This is a genomic window from Herbaspirillum hiltneri N3 (assembly GCF_001267925.1).
Classification (GTDB): domain Bacteria; phylum Pseudomonadota; class Gammaproteobacteria; order Burkholderiales; family Burkholderiaceae_D; genus Herbaspirillum; species Herbaspirillum hiltneri.
Genome location: NZ_CP011409.1, coordinates 4,685,805 through 4,700,560, shown reverse-complemented (window position 1 = coordinate 4,700,560; position 14,756 = coordinate 4,685,805). Strand labels below are relative to the sequence as shown.

The window sequence follows — 14,756 nt, the reverse complement described above, 5'->3', positions numbered from 1 at the left end:
GAATGTGAATAATTGTTTATTTCATGAACGGCCCCCAGGTGGGCTCCCTGACATCGCCAATCTGGGTTGTTAAGCGCTGTTTGATCCGGCCATCAGTGGAAACGATGGCCAACGACCCGCGACGACCTGATTCCGTCGCGTACATGATGTATTTGCCGTTTGGCGAGAAGCTTGGCGACTCATCTTTGACGGTGTCGGACAGGCGTTGTTCCTGACCGTTGGTCAAATCCAGCGCGTAAAGCTGGAATTTGCCGTCGCGGCGCGAAATATACGCCAAAGTCTTGCCGTCCGGGGAAATCCGCGGGCTGATGTTGTAGCTGCCGCTGAAGGTGACGCGCTGGGCGTCGCCGCCGTTCGGGCTGACCTTGTAAATCTGCGGGCCGCCGCTGCGGTCGCTGGTGAAGTAGACATAATTGCCGTCCGGCGAGAAGCGCGGTTCGGTGTCGATGCCGGCGGTGTTGGTCAGGCGGCGCAGGCCGCTGCCGTCGGCGTTGATCACGTAGACCTGGGTCAGGCCGTCGCGGGTGAGCGCCACGGCGAGGCGCTGGCCGTCAGGGGCCCAGGCCGGCGCCGAGTTGCTGCCCTTGAAGTTGGCCACCAACGTACGCTGGCGCGTCACCAGGTTCTGGATGTAGATGACCGGCTTCTTGGCTTCGAAGGAAACGTAGGCGACCTTGCCGCCGTCCGGCGACCACGACGGCGAAATGATCGGTTCGTTGGAGCGCAGCGCCACTTGCACGCCTTCGCCGTCGGCGTCGGCCACTTCCAGGCGATATTCCTTGCCGGAACGTGTCACATAGGCAATGCGGGTCGAGAAAATGCCGGGGATGCCGGTCAGCTTTTCATAGATATCGTCGGCGATCTTGTGCGCGGTGAGGCGCATCAGTTGCGGCTGGCTGCCGAACGACAGCGCCGACAATTGCGCCGCCTTGATGGTGTCGAAGAGGCGATAGCGCACATCGAAACGGCCGTCGGCCAAGCGCTGCACGCTGCCTACCGCGAGGGCGTTGGCGCCGCGGTTCTTCCAGTCGCCGTAGTTGATGGCGGAGGCATCGGACAGGGAGTCGCTGTTGTCGATGAGCTTGAAGACGCCGCTGCGCGCGAGGTCGGCCTTGACGATGGAAGTGATCTGTTGCGGCGCGCCTTCTTCGCCCGGGAAAGCGGCGATGGCGACCGGGATCTGGCTGGCGCCGACGCCGGAAATTTCAAAGCGCAATTCTGCGTGTGCAGCGGACGCCGCGGCAATACCCATGACAGTCAGAGCAATGCTGCTCAGGCGGCGGAAACCATGCTGTGCGTTCAGTGCGGTGCGCGAGTTGTTGATCATCCTCATTTTCATCAGTTCTGATCCTTCGGGTAGTGTTTAAAGGTAAAGCTGTTCGGCACCCTGCCATCCTTGTCGGGAGGGAAAGGTTGCGATTTGTTGATCGCTTGCTGGACTGCTTCGTCAAAGCCCGGAATGCCGGATGACTTGTTCTTGCGGATGCCGCGCACCGTGCCGTCAGGCAGCAGTTCGACAGTGTATTCTACCGCCGGGTTTGCACTCAATTCACCGGGCATGTCGAAGATGGTATTGGAGCGGATCTTCGCGCCCAGCTTGGCGCCATAGTCGGCGGAGCCGCGCGGACCCTGCGACTGGGCGGCGCTACCGGTGCCGCCGGCGGCGCTGGTGGCCTGGCCCATCATGCGCTTCAAGTCATCCTGGCGGCGTTGTTCGGCGGCCTTGCTGTCGGCGGCTTGCTGCTTCTGTTTCTTCTCGGCGGCAAGCTTGTCGGCTTCGGCTTTTTTCTTGGCCTCGGCGTCGTCTTTTTCCTTGGCAAGCTTCTTGTCGGCGTCGATCTTGTCCTGCTTTTCCTTCTTCAGGCGATCGGCTTTTTCACGCTCGAGCTTGGCTTCTTTTTCCTTCTCGTCGCGTTCCTTCTTTTCCGCTTCCTTGCGCTTCTTTTCCTTCTCTTTTTCGAGCGCGATGTCGGGCTTGGCCACGGGCGGTTCTTCCACCTTCGGTGGCGGCGGCTTGACGGGTTCTGGTACGGGCGTCGGGGTTGGCTTCGGCGGTTCCGGCTCGGGGGCGGGTTGCGGCAACGGCGCCGCTTCCTTGATGTTCGGATCCCAGATTTCCGCTTCGACGGTCAGCGGCGTTTCGCTCTGCCAGCTGATGCCGAACCAGAGGAAAGCCAGCAAGGCCATGTGGACCACCACCGCCAGGGCGATGGCGCGCCAGCGGCCCGGTTGTCTCGGTACTTGGTAAGGAGTGCTCATATTACTTCGTTGCCAGTCCCACGCGTGCGATGCCCAGTTTCTTGGCTGCGGCGATGACCTGGACGACTTCGTCGTACTTGATTTCCTTGTCGGCGGAAATCATCACCGGCATATCCGGGCTGTCCGCGTGCAGCGCCTGCAGCTTTTGCGTCAGGTCGGGACGGCCGGAGGCGGTCTGCGTTTCACCGCGCTTGGGGCCGTTGACCTTGATGGTGGCCTTGGCGTCGGGTTTCAGCGCGATCTCGATGTATTCGCTCGGCGGCACGGTCGACTTGCCGGCGGTCGGCAGGTTGATGACGCTCGGGTCGTTCACCGGCGCGGCCACCATGAAGATGATCAGCAGCACCAGCATCACGTCGATGTACGGCACGACGTTGATCTCGGACTTGAACTTGCGGGGACGTCCCCCGCGCATGGATGAGCCTGCCATCAGCGTGCCTGACGTTGCAAGATGTTGGAGAATTCTTCGATGAAGCTTTCGAAGCGGATCGCCAGTCGATCGATGTCATGCGAGAAACGGTTGTAGGCGATCACCGCAGGGATCGCGGCGAACAGGCCGATGGCAGTGGCGATCAGCGCCTCGGCAATACCTGGAGCAACCGCTGCCAGTGTGGCCTGTTGCACGTTGGCAAGGCCGCGGAAGGCGTTCATGATGCCCCACACCGTGCCGAACAGACCGACGTAAGGCGACACCGAACCGACCGTCGCCAGGAAGGCCAGGTGTGATTCCAGTGCATCCATTTCGCGTTGGTAAGCGGCGCGCATGGCGCGGCGGGCACCGTCGAGCACGCCGGTCGAATCGATCGCGGCGCCTTTGCCGACTTGCGCCTTGGCCTTGTTGAATTCACCCATGCCGGCCTGGAAGATGCGTTCCAGCGCGCCGCCGTGGCCGCCGCCCTTGCGGCGGTTGGACAGCGTGTCCTGGTACAGCGCGATCAGGTTGCCGCCGGACCAGAACGAACGCTCGAATTCTTCGGTCTGCGAGCGCGCGCTGCGGATCGTGAACATCTTGCGGAAGATGTAAGTCCAGCTGAAAACGGAGGCCAGCAACAGCAGCAGCATGACAAACTGCACGATGACGGAGGCGTTGGTGATCAGGGCAAAGAAGGATAGATCTTGAGTGACGTTCATGGAGGCGTGTGGGGGTCGAGGTTCAGTACGGGGTTCAATTCCGGGTTCAGTCGGAGAGGCTCAATTGTACGTGCAAATTTTTTCAGTCTCGTCGCGGCAGGTGTAAAGAGGCCGCTGCGTTCGTGCATGGCAATGATGAATTATAAGTTTCCCTTGAGACGTGCCAGCATTTCTTCCGGAATGGCCTGGAGCCGGAAGTTGGCGGCATTGACGCAGGCAATCTTGATTTGGCCGCGCGCCAGCAATGTCTGTTCTGTTCCCTGGAGGCGCCAGGCCTCCTGTACGAAGGCCATGGACGCGTTGCGGAACTGTTCGACCACGACGGTCAGTTTCAGTTCATCGTCAAGCCGCGCGGGCGCAAAGTAGTCCACCGTGGTGCTCTTGACCACGAAGATCAGACCGCTCGATTCGACCAGTGCTTGCTGGGAAAAGCCCAGCGCGCGCAGCCATTCGGTGCGCGCGCGCTCAAAGAACTTGAGGTAGTTGGCATAGAACACGACGCCGCCGGTGTCGGTGTCTTCATAGTAGACCCGGACCGGCCACGAGAAAGCGTCGTTGTTCCTGCTGCTGCCGACGCTGTTGCTGCTATTGTTTTTATTGGTTGAATCGGACATTGAGGCGCGTTTTTTTATTGGGTGCGTTTGATGTTCAACGGACCGAAACCTTGGCAAGTTGGCATCATTTCGATGTAGTTGATATTGACGTGCGCCGGCAGCGTGGCGACCCAGAATGCGGCTTCGGCGATATCGACCGCGGTCAGCGGGGTGGTGCCTTCGTAGACCTTGGCGGCGGCGCTGTCATTGCCCTTGAAGCGCACGTTGGAGAACTCGGTGCCGCCGCACAGGCCGGGCGCCAGGTTGGTGGCGCGGACGCCGGTGCCGACAAGATCGGCGCGCAGGTTCAGCGTGAACTGATCGACGAATGCCTTGGTGGCGCCGTAAACATTGCCGCCCGGATACGGATAGGCGCCGGCGATCGAGCCGAGGTTGATGATGGTGCCGGTGCCGCGCTTGACCATGTTCGGCAGAATGTGATGGGTGACCGTGACCAGCCCCTTGACGTTGGTGTCGATCATGGTTTCCCAGTCTTCCAGCGCGACCTGGTGGGCGGGCTCCAGGCCCAGCGCCAGACCGGCGTTGTTGATCAGGACGTCAATGTCCTGCCAGCCTTGCGGCAGCGAGGCGAGGGCGCTCTTGATCGAATTCTTGTCGGTGACGTCGAGCACCAGCGGCAGCACCTTGTCGGCGCCGAATTCGCCGGCCAGCGCATCCAGGCGGTCCTTGCGGCGACCGGTGGCGATGATCTTGTGGCCATTTTGAACGAACTTGCGCGCCATTTCGGCGCCGAAACCGGCTGTTGCACCTGTAATCAAAACGATCATCTGTAATTCTCCCTGTTGGCGTCGGACGAATGCATGCTTGCATCAATAACCCGAAATTGTAGCCCAAAGCGCCGCTGCGCGAGATGCAACGCTTTCATGCGGCCGGCCGGAGGCAATTCTTGCCGAATCCGAAGGCATCCCTTACAATGCGCAGACCATTTCGTCTCACGTGACTGGCGAAAAACCGGAGCCTTGTTCCGGCACAAGATGGGTATCCATCGGGAAGCGTGAGATTTCATTAGCCGTGCGCCTGGGCAGCCCTGAATGGAAAGAACGATTGAGGCTGCCTGCAATTCCCTTATTCATCCTGGCCCTCATTCGATTTGGAAGTCTTCAAGTCGGCATCGCCTATTGTGTTTCTGGCGCTACCAGGCGTTACCGGCTGATGTGCTTCAGGCGCACCCTCATCCATTGGAGAAATCATGTTTGCAAAGAATCACACCATCGCGAATGTCGACCCGGAACTGTGGTCCGTCATCCAGAAGGAAAACGTCCGTCAGCAGGAACATATCGAGCTGATCGCTTCCGAAAACTACACCTCGCCTGCAGTCATGGAAGCGCAAGGCACGCAACTGACCAACAAGTACGCCGAAGGTTATCCGGGCAAGCGTTACTACGGCGGCTGCGAGTTCGTCGACATGGCCGAGCAACTGGCCATCGATCGCCTCAAGAAACTGTTCGGCGCGGAAGCCGCCAACGTGCAGCCGAACTCCGGTTCGCAAGCCAACCAGGGCGTGTTCTTCGCCATGCTCAAGCCGGGCGACACCATCATGGGCATGTCGCTGGCTGAAGGCGGCCACCTCACGCACGGCATGGCATTGAACATGTCCGGCAAGTGGTTCAACGTGATTTCCTATGGCCTGAACGACAAGGAAGAAATCGACTACGAAGCCATGGAAGCAATGGCGCGCGAAAAGAAGCCGAAGCTGATCATCGCCGGCGCATCCGCCTACGCGCTGCGCATCGACTTTGAACGTTTCGCCAAGATAGCCAAGGAAGTCGGCGCTTACTTCATGGTCGACATGGCGCATTACGCCGGTCTGATCGCTGCGGGTGTTTACCCGAACCCTGTGCCGCACGCCGACTTCGTCACGTCGACTACGCACAAGTCGCTGCGCGGTCCGCGCGGCGGCGTGATCCTGATGAAGGCCGAGCACGAGAAGGCCATCAACTCCGCGATCTTCCCGGGCATCCAGGGCGGTCCGCTGATGCACGTCATCGCGGGCAAGGCAGTGGCATTCAAGGAAGCGCTGTCGCCGGAATTCAAGGCATATCAACAGCAAGTCGTGAAGAACGCCGATGTGCTGGCCAAGACGCTGATCAAGCGTGGTCTGCGCATCGTCTCCGGTCGTACCGAGTCGCACGTGATGCTGGTGGATCTGCGTCCGAAGAATCTGACCGGCAAGGAAGCCGAAGCGATTCTGGGTTCGGCCCACATGACCTGCAACAAGAACGGCATTCCTAACGATCCTGAGAAGCCATTTGTGACTTCCGGTATTCGTCTGGGCAGCCCGGCGATGACTACACGCGGTTTCAAGGAAGCGGAAGCGGAACAGGTTGCCAACCTGATCGCCGACGTGCTGGACAATCCGCATGACGCCGCCACCATCGAACGCGTGAAGGCAGAAGTCAAGAAGCTGACTGACGCCTTCCCGGTCTATGCAGCGTAATTGCTTGAGGTGACAAAGTAGTTGCTTGCAGTTGCTTGATCCCGCGGCCTTCGCTGATGCGAAGGCCGCGGCGCAGTAAGAACCTCTTCACGGTTTTCGCAACAAGATCGTGAACAGGGGCTAAGATGGTTCCCGGTCTCCAACCTGTAGTCTGCCTTGACTTGCCTCTATGAAATGTCCGTTCTGCAATCATGACGACACGCCCGTGCTGGACACGCGCCTCTCCGAAGAGGGCGACGCGATCCGCCGCCGCCGCCGTTGCGCCAATTGCGACAAGCGTTTCACGACTTACGAGCGCATCGAACTGACGATGCCCGTCATCGTCAAGAAGAACGGCAGCCGCAGCGAATTCGATCCTTCCAAATTGCGCGCCAGCCTGATGCTGGCCTTGCGCAAGCGTCCGGTGTCGGCCGAAGCGGTCGATGCGGCGATCCAGAGCATCCAGGAAAAACTGTTGTCCAGCGGCGCCCGCGAAGTGGTGTCGGGGCAGGTCGGTGAACTGGTGATGCGCGAATTGAAGCGTCTGGACAAGATCGCGTATATCCGTTTCGCGTCGGTCTACAAGAGCTTTGAAGACGTCACCGAATTTCAGGACGCCATCGCCGAAGTCGGCCAGGAGCGCAAGGCCGCAGCGAAGAAACGCAACGACTGACGCCGGCAATCCCCGTCGTGGCATGCACATCGCCGTGCATTCCGCACCCCTTCCGATTTACATTTTCCATTCCGTGCAGGCATAAAAAAAGCGACTGTATTTCTACAGTCGCTTCAGTAATTCAGTCCCGCCTGTGCCGCTATGCTGGCATCCTGAACCAAGCGGTTCAAGTTGGCTGCAGTTAGTTTAATTTCGGGTTCATCGGACTAGCGACGCTCACGCCCACCAAACAAAATCCCACAGCCTGTGCACATAAATGGTTCAAGGAATATAAGCATTCGCGAACACGGCAGGAGACTTAAGTCTACTCTATTCGGGATTCTTGTCAAAGCCTTTGCGTAAAAATCCCGAGGTATTTTTACTCTGTGACAGTGTGAATTCTTCATGCGCGCGCGGCAACATCCGTGCACACCAAATGCCGCGCCAATGACGTTTCTCGCAGGTCAATCATTGGACAGGACAGAGGGGAAATTGCGGCGCGTGCATGAGCACGCGCGCAGCGGAGAGAATATTCGAAGAGAAATCAGGAAACTATCAGAACAATTTTTCCTGCGGCGCCAGTGCCTCGTCGAGCACGCTATGCATGGAGGCGATGCTTTGCTTCCACTCCGCCACCGTCAGGCCGGCGAAGGAGCCGTCGCCGCCCGGTTGGGTCGACAGGAGTTCGGCGGCGATGCCGAGCGCGGCCATCACGGCGATGCGATCGTTGCCCTTGATCTTGCCGGTGTCGCGGATGGCGCACATCTTTTCATCGAGGTAAGCCACCGCCTGGCGCAGGGTGGCTTCTTCGTCTTCCTTGCACACCAGCGTGTAGGCATGGCCCATGATCGAAACATTGAGCTGCATCACGCGGTCTCCTCTTCATTGTCGGCCGGCGTCGGCGCCGTAACCGGAAGTTTTTCGATCAGCGCAGCGACGCGCTGATGAGCCTCATCCATACGTCGCGACAATTCCGCGTTCTCCGTGGTCAGGGCGGATACGTTAAGACGCAGGTCGGCGTTTTCCCGGCGCAGCGATTGCGTCATTGCGGCAAGTTGCGCGACTTTCTCTGAGAGTAGGTGGAATTCGGAGCTCATGGCCTCAGCTGTAGTGCAAAAGATGTGCGCCATTATATTCTGTTGGCGGCGTCCGGCACGACAAATAGCGCGACGGTTGCAGAACGTTACAGAATTCCCGGCGTGATTTTGCAACGTCGCCGGCCACCCGCGCAAAAATGAAACGGTTTGTTGTCAGAGAATTAATCGCTCACGGCCTGCACGCCTGTTCCACTGGTGCGGCCGTCATCAGTCTGCGCTGATTTCAGCCGCCGCGCGCTTGGCCCATGCGGTCGGCAATTTCATTCCATAGATGCATGGCGACGTAGGCGCGCCACGGCCGCCAGATCTCAGCACGGCTTTTTTGATGCGCCAGTTTCAGCAGGGCGGGATCGCGTTCGACGATCGCTTGCATCAGCACGAGATCGGAAGCGGGCCAGGCATCGGCATCGCGCCACGCACGCATGGCGACGTATTCGACGGTCCACGGGCCGATGCCGGGCAAGCCGAGCAAGGCCTTGCGCAGGTCGGCAATGTCGGCGCCGGGATCGTCTACCGGCACGTCGCCTTGCGCCACGGCGCGAGCGAAATTCTGCAGCGCGGCGATGCGTTTTCCGGGCATGCCGATCGCAGCAAGATCGACAGCGGCCAGCGCATGCGGCGTCGGGAAGCGCCATGCGGTTGCCGCGTGCGCATGGCCTTCGATGCGTTCGCCGGCGCGTTCTACCAGACGGCCGACGATGGTGGTCGCAGCTTTCACACCCACTTGCTGGCCGACGACGGTGCGCACCACCAGTTCGAACGCTGACCACGCACCGGGCACACGCAAGCCCGGCGCCGCCTTGAATAGCGGCGCCAGCCACGGATCGCGCGCCAGGTGTTTGCGGATGCGCCTGGTGTCCGTCTGCAGATCGAACATGCGGCTCAGCGGCGCCACCAGTGCATCGGCATGGCGACTGGCCTTGCCGTCGATCCGCGCGACCAGGCAATCCTTGTCGGGATGGCGCGACACGGCCAGTGTTCCCTGGTCGCCATTCCATTCGATGGCGCGCAGATAGACGCCGTTTTCAACTGCTTCCACACCAGCCGTGGCACGCCCGCCGAAGAAGCGCAGCAAGCGTTGCCAGTCGAGCGGCGGCTGGAACGGCAATTCGCGGACGGCGAAGGAGGCTTGCTTATGGGCGGGCATGTTGGTGTTGCGAGAAAGTTTCGCCGGAGTGCGGAAGCACGATCATATATCGCTTCACCTGCGCCTACACGAGGAGAAGGAATTTGCTGATCGCGCCGCACGTCTCTCCGCTTAATAATGAAGCGGCGCATATGTGTGCGCTTATCACCATCGGAGACACAAGTGAACGCTACTAGCCAAGACGCCATCGCGTTACTGAAATCGGATCACCAGGAAGCCAGGGAACTGTTCGAGGAATATGAAAAGAAAAAAGACCACGCCAGCGACGAACAGAAGATGGATATTGCAAGAGCGGTCTGCGGCGCATTGCTGATCCATATGGAGATCGAGGAAAAGATCTTTTATCCGCGCGTTCGCCAGGAAATTGACGACAATGATTTGATGAACGAAGCAGAGGTCGAGCATGAAGGTGCCAAGGAACTCATCCGCCAGCTCGGCGAGTTGCAGCCCGGCGATCCGATGTTCGATGCAAAGATCAAAGTCCTCGGCGAGCAGATCGATCATCACGTCGAAGAAGAGGAGGGCGACATGTTTCCCAAGGCGCGCAAAGCCGGTATCGATCTCGACGCGCTAGGCGCCGAGTTGCTGGCGGCGAAGAACAAGATGCGCATGGAGCACGGCTTGCCTGCCGTACCCGCGTGAAGTGGCGACCCGGAGGCTCGCCGAGGCCGCGCGGCGCCTCTTTCACTAGTCGTGCGCTTTCAAAATCCGCCCTGGTGGCGGATTTTTATTTATTTGACAATAAAGGAGGAGGCTACAAAACGCCTCAAGTTAATAGAAAAGTTCTAATGCGCACAAAACATTCTGATGGGTATAATGTTTCCAAAACGAAGCCTTACTATTGTGCCGCGCAAGCGGATGTGTCCGGGGGGACAATCAATGAACTCATTTGCAACTGCGCCATTCCTGGGTGCAAGCCTGGCCGCTCTTTTCCTGGTGGTTGCCGGCTTGGTGTTCATTTTCCAGCAAGTCATTGCAGAGCGGCGTTACGTGCGTCTGCGCGCCGAATACGAGGCGCGCAGGGCGGCTTATTTTGCGGCGGAGTCGTCTGTGGCGCTGGAATTCGGCGACGATTTTCGCGTCGTGGATGAGGGCATTGCGCGCCGCTGACGTCTTTTCTTCAGTTCACCGATGTTCCCTGGCGGATGCCAATAAAAAAGGCCACCTTTTCAGGTGGCCTTTTTGCAATGGTGGTGGAGCCGGCGGGAATCGAACCCGCGTCCGCAAGCACTCTACAGACAGTTCTACATACTTAGCGCTGCCATTTGATTTAACCCGAACGACGCGGACGCGCACGCTGCGTTAAGGCGAGTCACCTTAGATTTAACTTCGAACCAAGTGACCCGGTTCAAAGCGATTCCTTGTAAATGACTCTACTGCTGTTTTACCAGCCTACCCCAAGGAAGAAGTAGTGTAGAGCAAGCGGGTATTAAGCCGCTTGTGCGTACGAGTTATCGTTTGCAGTTATATCTTGTCTGATTGTATTTACGAGGTAGTCAGTCCTCGGTATGCCCTGCGCTGCTTTGCAACCCACGTCGAAACCAAGTCGGCCCCATGCAGACTTGTATTATAACCCAGTGTGGGGGCGGCTCGCCGGATTATCAAGAGTCCGGGGCGCCGCCGTTGCCGTTACTGTTGCTTCTATTGCTGCAGACTCAGGTCAACCCGGCTGCCCTGGCCCTTGTCCTTGATGCCTTCGGCCGTGAGCTTGGGGGCAATCAGGAAGATGCGGTCGGCGGAGATGATGCTCTGGTCCTGCAGATAATTGCGCACCACGTCCGCACGACGCTGAGCGAGGTTGCGGAGGTCATCTTCCGTGACAGGCGTGTTGTCGACGATCAACTGCTGCATCTCCTCCGGCGGCAGGGATTTGGCGAGACCGACCATGTTGCGCGGTTTCTTGAACTTCTCTTCCTTGTAAACCTTTTCCATGTACTTGGCGCGGTCGGCTTCGCTGAGCTCGTTGTCCTTGCCGGTCGGCTGCCCTTCCTTCTCGATGACATCCTTGCGTTTCAGGGCGCGCATCTTGCGATTGAGGACTTCCTTGCGCAGGCCGGCATCGTCGACCGTGGGGTCGGCACGGCCCATGACGTCGATCTTGAGCGCCGGACGCTGGTGCAGGGCGTAGCCGAGGGTGTCGAGCTTCTTGCGGATGTCGGCGGTGATCTCGGACGAGCCCGGCTCGAATTCGATATAGCTGAGTTCGGCGTCGCCGCCGCCGCTGCCGAACATCGAACTGATGAGCGCGAACGGCGAGGTGACGGCTTTGACGATCAGGTTGACGAAGACGCGCATGATGATGCCGCCGATCGAGAACTGCGGATCGGACAGCGAGCCGGAAATCGGCAGGTTGAGATTGATGGTGCCGTCGCGGTCCTTGAGCAGCGACACCGCCAGCATCACCGGCAGCTTGGTGACATTGGGGCCGTCGACGTGGTCGCCGAAGGTCAGTTGCTCAATGCGCACGTCGTTCTGGGCCACCAGCTTGTCGTTCTCGATCTTGTATTGCACGTCCATCGACAGCTTGCCCTTGGTGATCGGGTAGCCCGCATATTTGGCCGAGTAGGGAGTCAGGCGCGGCAGTTGCACGCCATTGGCGCTGGCCTTGACGTCGAGGAACATCGGTTTGAACAGGGGATTGAGCGCGCCCGAGATCTGCAGCGGCGCGTCGTTGTCGACCTTGCCGCGCAAATCGATGGTGGCCGGTTGCGGCTTGTCGGAAGCGATGCTGCCGATGGTGCCGCCCATGCCGGTCATGTTGACCGTGTAGTTCGGTTTGACGAAGTTGTCGGTGAAGTTGATGTTGCCGCTTTGCAGGACAGTCTGGCCGATGCGGATCACCGGTGCATTGGGATCGGGGGCGGCGGGCGTGACCGGCGCGGTCGACGTGGTGGTCTTGGCGACCGTGGTCGATGGCTTGTCGGCGCTGGCTTCGGGCGCAGTGACCGAGCTGCGCGGCGCTTCCTTGGAAACCACGATGTCTTGCAGATTGAGCTTGCCCTGGTCGGACAGGATGGCGCGTGCGTAGAAATCGGACAGTGCGATTTTTTCCAGCGTGACCAGCGGTTTGCCGCCGATCCTGGCGTTGATGCCTTGCAGGTTCAGCGTGCGCCAGCGCAGGAAATCGCTCGAGGTGAGCTTGTCGAGCACGCGGAAATTATTGAGGCTGGCCGAACCGTTGTATTGCAGCGCCAGCGTCTGTTTGTTGATGGGCGGCGTCAGCGCCAGCTTGCCCTTGGTGCTGAGCGTGCCGCTGGTTAGCGTGACGTTGAGGTAGTCGGTGAAATAGGTTTGGAACGGAGCGATCGGCAGGTTCAGCGCATCCAGCGCAAGGTCTACGCTCTTGAGTTGCGGCGTCGCCTGGCCGGTCACGGACAACTTGCCGTTCTTGTTCAGCGTGGCGTGCAGCGACAGCTTGCTGCTCTGGTCGAGTTGGCTGGAGAGATTGTCCACCTTGAGATCCAGACCTTCGACGCGCAGCTTCTGCGTCGGCGTCACGCCGCTGTCTTCGTAGGAAATATTGCTGTTGCTGATCGACAGGTTGCGCAGGCGCGCTTGCCAGGCGGCGGTGGCGGCAGTGTTGGTGCTTTGCTTCTTTGCAGGTTCGCTGACTGCCGCAGGTTTGCTTCCTGGTGCCGCCAGGAGGTCTTGCAGGTTCAATGCGCCCTTGGCATCGCGGCGCAGATCGCCGTTGAGGCCGACGATGCGGAAGGCATCCGCTTCGGCTTTGCGACCCTGCAGGTCGATGGTAGCGTTGTCGAGAGCGATGGTTTTGGCGCCGATGACGCCGGCGGCGGATTTGGTCTTGGGAGACAGTTTGAGGTCGGCGATTTCCACGCCGAGCTTGCCGAGCTTGATCTGGCCATTGGCAATCTGCACCTCGGTACTGCCGGAAACCTGGCCGCTGAGCGCGCCGTTCAGCGAGCGGTTGAGGTAGTTCTGGTAGCCGCTCAGCTGGATCGCTTTCAAGCTCGCGGTGCCGTTGATTTCACCTTTGAGCGGCGCCAGTGCGCCGGTGAAGCCGATTTCACCTTTGTCGTTTTCGGTGAGCGACAGCGCGAGTCTGGCCGGTTTGGCATCTGCCGTCGTGGAGACTTCTTCGGCGTCGACGGTGATCTTGCCGAGGTGAACGGTCTGGCGCAGCGATGCGTTGGCGTCATCGGTCCACTGCACGCTGCCGTCGCGCACCAGCAGTTTGCGAATGGTAATGGCCGGGGCGGCGGCGTCCTTCGCTTCGGCCTTGGTTTCGGTTGCCGGCGTCGTCGTGGCCGGTTTCCTGGCAGATGCTGCAGGTGCCGCAGATGCCGGGGATTTGGCCCGGACGTCCTTCTTGCCGATGCGGGTCCAGTTGATTTCGCCGCGGGCGTTCATGTCGGCCCACACTTGCGGTTTGTCGATGGCGATCTCGTCAATCACGCCGCTCAGCTTGAGCAGGTCGAGCTTGTTGATTTTGGCCGAAACCGAGCCGATCTTGATCAGCGGCGCGGCATTATTTTCCTGGACCGAAATGTCGGTCAGCGTGAAGTCGCCGTCGAGTCCGATTTGCGGCTTGTCCTTGTCGCGGCTGAAGGTCAGGTCCAGTTGCGTGGAGAGTTTCGCGCTTTCCAGTTTGACCGGCAACGGGACGGGTGAAAAGGGCAGGTAGCTGGCGACGTCCAGCTTGTCGATGTCGATCGCCAGCGTGGTGTCGAGCGAACTGGCGAAGGGTTTGCTGCGGCCCTTGAGCGAGAACGGCGTGCCGTTGACCGTCATCGACAGCACCGGTTGCACGAAGGTGTCGACGTTGCGCGGCAGGTTGGAGACGAAGGGCACGCCGATGTTCAGCGCGCGGATGTCGATGGTCTTGCCGCTGACCTTGTCGTCGAACAGGATGGCGCCGTTTTGCAATTGCACGTTGGCCAGCGAGAACAGCGTCTGGCCTTCGCTCTTGGGCATCGCCAGCACGCGGTCGATGATGTCGGAGAAGTTGTAGCGGCCGATGCCTTCATCGCTCAGGCGCACGACGTGGACTTTTGGCTCGACCAGCTTGATTTCGTCGAGGATCGCGGCCAGGCGCAGTGCAGAAGTGGACGATGCGTTGACCACCAGTTCCCTGGCGCTGAAGGCGGCAGTCTTCTGGTCCGGCTCGTACAGCGTGACGTCATGCACGCGCAATGCGAGCAGGAACGGATTGAAGCTGAGTTCGCCAATGTCGAGTTTGCGTCCGATTTTTTCCTGGGTCTGTTCGATCGCGATTTTCTTGACAAGCGACGGCAGTGCAAGCCAGCTGACCAGCGCCAGCAGAAGCAGGAAAGCAATGGTGTATGCGGACCAGCGCAACGTGCGCAGTTGCCAGGCGGGACGGGGATGATTGGTCATGATCGGTTCCTCGTGAGGAGAGGCGCTTGCGCCAGCGGCATGCGCCTTCGTTTAGTTGTATGGCCGGCGCGGCAAAACGTCG

14 protein-coding genes, 2 other RNA genes and 1 riboswitch are annotated in these 14,756 nt (G+C 59.7%); of the genes, 4 read left to right on the top strand and 12 right to left on the bottom strand.

Annotated features, from left to right (window positions below; genetic code table 11):
- Positions 1-16 precede the first annotated feature (16 nt).
- The 6 genes from tolB to F506_RS21110 all read right to left on the bottom strand — a co-directional run bounded on the left by tolB (position 17) and on the right by F506_RS21110 (position 4,771).
- Complete coding sequence (gene tolB / locus F506_RS21135; protein ID WP_053200718.1) at positions 17-1,327, bottom strand: Tol-Pal system beta propeller repeat protein TolB; 1,311 nt, start codon at positions 1,325-1,327, stop codon at positions 17-19.
- An 11-nt stretch (positions 1,328-1,338) separates the two neighbouring features.
- On the bottom strand, positions 1,339-2,259 hold the full coding sequence (gene tolA / locus F506_RS21130) for a cell envelope integrity protein TolA (protein ID WP_053200716.1): 921 nt from the start codon (positions 2,257-2,259) through the stop codon (positions 1,339-1,341).
- Between the two features lies 1 nt (position 2,260).
- Entirely contained in the window at positions 2,261-2,689 is a 429-nt protein-coding gene (locus tag F506_RS21125) for an ExbD/TolR family protein (RefSeq protein WP_053200713.1), read from the bottom strand.
- On the bottom strand, positions 2,689-3,390 hold the full coding sequence (gene tolQ / locus F506_RS21120; RefSeq protein ID WP_053200711.1) for a protein TolQ: 702 nt from the start codon (positions 3,388-3,390) through the stop codon (positions 2,689-2,691). The genes F506_RS21125 and tolQ overlap by 1 nt, the downstream gene beginning before the upstream one ends.
- Positions 3,391-3,530: 140 nt before the next feature.
- Positions 3,531-4,004, bottom strand: coding sequence for a tol-pal system-associated acyl-CoA thioesterase (ybgC, locus tag F506_RS21115; protein ID WP_053200710.1), 474 nt, complete (start codon positions 4,002-4,004; stop codon positions 3,531-3,533).
- Positions 4,005-4,018: 14 nt separating this feature from the next.
- Positions 4,019-4,771 (bottom strand): SDR family oxidoreductase, encoded by a 753-nt coding sequence (locus tag F506_RS21110; RefSeq protein ID WP_053200708.1) that lies wholly within the window; start codon positions 4,769-4,771, stop codon positions 4,019-4,021.
- 159 nt (positions 4,772-4,930) lie between these two features.
- A riboswitch (ZMP/ZTP riboswitch) is annotated at positions 4,931-5,034 on the top strand.
- Between the two features lie 159 nt (positions 5,035-5,193).
- Between F506_RS21110 and glyA the strand changes: the two genes are divergently transcribed.
- Both glyA and nrdR read left to right on the top strand, forming a co-directional pair.
- Positions 5,194-6,441, top strand: coding sequence for a serine hydroxymethyltransferase (gene glyA, locus F506_RS21105; RefSeq protein WP_053200706.1), 1,248 nt, complete (start codon positions 5,194-5,196; stop codon positions 6,439-6,441).
- Between the two features lie 169 nt (positions 6,442-6,610).
- Positions 6,611-7,093 (top strand): transcriptional regulator NrdR, encoded by a 483-nt coding sequence (gene nrdR / locus F506_RS21100; protein ID WP_053200704.1) that lies wholly within the window; start codon positions 6,611-6,613, stop codon positions 7,091-7,093.
- A gap of 120 nt (positions 7,094-7,213) precedes the next feature.
- On the opposite strand, the gene ssrS is transcribed toward nrdR, so the two are convergent.
- The 4 genes from ssrS to F506_RS21085 form a co-directional block, all read right to left on the bottom strand.
- Positions 7,214-7,392: non-coding RNA, 6S RNA (gene ssrS / locus F506_RS22920), on the bottom strand.
- Positions 7,393-7,627: 235 nt separating this feature from the next.
- A complete protein-coding gene (locus F506_RS21095; protein ID WP_200907695.1) occupies positions 7,628-7,939 on the bottom strand; it encodes a cell division protein ZapA in 312 nt (103 codons plus the stop codon).
- Positions 7,939-8,169, bottom strand: a complete 231-nt coding sequence (locus F506_RS21090; protein ID WP_053201831.1) for a BRLZ domain containing protein — start codon at positions 8,167-8,169, stop codon at positions 7,939-7,941. Before F506_RS21090 ends, F506_RS21095 begins: the two co-directional genes overlap by 1 nt.
- A 223-nt stretch (positions 8,170-8,392) precedes the next feature.
- Positions 8,393-9,316 (bottom strand): DNA-3-methyladenine glycosylase family protein, encoded by a 924-nt coding sequence (locus F506_RS21085; RefSeq protein ID WP_053200700.1) that lies wholly within the window; start codon positions 9,314-9,316, stop codon positions 8,393-8,395.
- 162 nt (positions 9,317-9,478) lie between these two features.
- On the opposite strand from F506_RS21085, the gene F506_RS21080 reads away from it, so the two are divergent.
- The gene (locus tag F506_RS21080; RefSeq protein ID WP_053200699.1) at positions 9,479-9,958 is read left to right on the top strand and encodes a hemerythrin domain-containing protein; all 480 of its coding nucleotides are present in this window, start codon (positions 9,479-9,481) and stop codon (positions 9,956-9,958) included.
- Between the two features lie 237 nt (positions 9,959-10,195).
- The gene (locus tag F506_RS21075) at positions 10,196-10,426 is read left to right on the top strand and encodes a hypothetical protein (RefSeq protein ID WP_053200697.1); all 231 of its coding nucleotides are present in this window, start codon (positions 10,196-10,198) and stop codon (positions 10,424-10,426) included.
- 81 nt (positions 10,427-10,507) lie between these two features.
- Here the strand turns inward: F506_RS21075 and ssrA are convergent.
- Positions 10,508-10,870: a transfer-messenger RNA gene (ssrA, locus tag F506_RS22915) on the bottom strand.
- Between the two features lie 87 nt (positions 10,871-10,957).
- Entirely contained in the window at positions 10,958-14,674 is a 3,717-nt protein-coding gene (locus F506_RS21070; RefSeq protein ID WP_053200695.1) for a DUF748 domain-containing protein, read from the bottom strand.
- Between the last annotated feature and the right edge of the window lie 82 nt (positions 14,675-14,756).

What these genes read in the sequence shown, in the direction of transcription:
- tolB (WP_053200718.1), bottom strand. Translation starts at nt 1,327, where the DNA reads ATGATCAACAACTCGCGCACCGCACTGAACGCACAGCATGGTTTCCGC.
- tolA (WP_053200716.1), bottom strand. Translation starts at nt 2,259, where the DNA reads ATGAGCACTCCTTACCAAGTACCGAGACAACCGGGCCGCTGGCGCGCC.
- F506_RS21125 (WP_053200713.1), bottom strand. Translation starts at nt 2,689, where the DNA reads ATGGCAGGCTCATCCATGCGCGGGGGACGTCCCCGCAAGTTCAAGTCC.
- tolQ (WP_053200711.1), bottom strand. Translation starts at nt 3,390, where the DNA reads ATGAACGTCACTCAAGATCTATCCTTCTTTGCCCTGATCACCAACGCC.
- ybgC (WP_053200710.1), bottom strand. Translation starts at nt 4,004, where the DNA reads ATGTCCGATTCAACCAATAAAAACAATAGCAGCAACAGCGTCGGCAGC.
- F506_RS21110 (WP_053200708.1), bottom strand. Translation starts at nt 4,771, where the DNA reads ATGATCGTTTTGATTACAGGTGCAACAGCCGGTTTCGGCGCCGAAATG.
- glyA (WP_053200706.1), top strand. Translation starts at nt 5,194, where the DNA reads ATGTTTGCAAAGAATCACACCATCGCGAATGTCGACCCGGAACTGTGG.
- nrdR (WP_053200704.1), top strand. Translation starts at nt 6,611, where the DNA reads ATGAAATGTCCGTTCTGCAATCATGACGACACGCCCGTGCTGGACACG.
- F506_RS21095 (WP_200907695.1), bottom strand. Translation starts at nt 7,939, where the DNA reads ATGCAGCTCAATGTTTCGATCATGGGCCATGCCTACACGCTGGTGTGC.
- F506_RS21090 (WP_053201831.1), bottom strand. Translation starts at nt 8,169, where the DNA reads ATGAGCTCCGAATTCCACCTACTCTCAGAGAAAGTCGCGCAACTTGCC.
- F506_RS21085 (WP_053200700.1), bottom strand. Translation starts at nt 9,316, where the DNA reads ATGCCCGCCCATAAGCAAGCCTCCTTCGCCGTCCGCGAATTGCCGTTC.
- F506_RS21075 (WP_053200697.1), top strand. Translation starts at nt 10,196, where the DNA reads ATGAACTCATTTGCAACTGCGCCATTCCTGGGTGCAAGCCTGGCCGCT.
- F506_RS21070 (WP_053200695.1), bottom strand. Translation starts at nt 14,674, where the DNA reads ATGACCAATCATCCCCGTCCCGCCTGGCAACTGCGCACGTTGCGCTGG.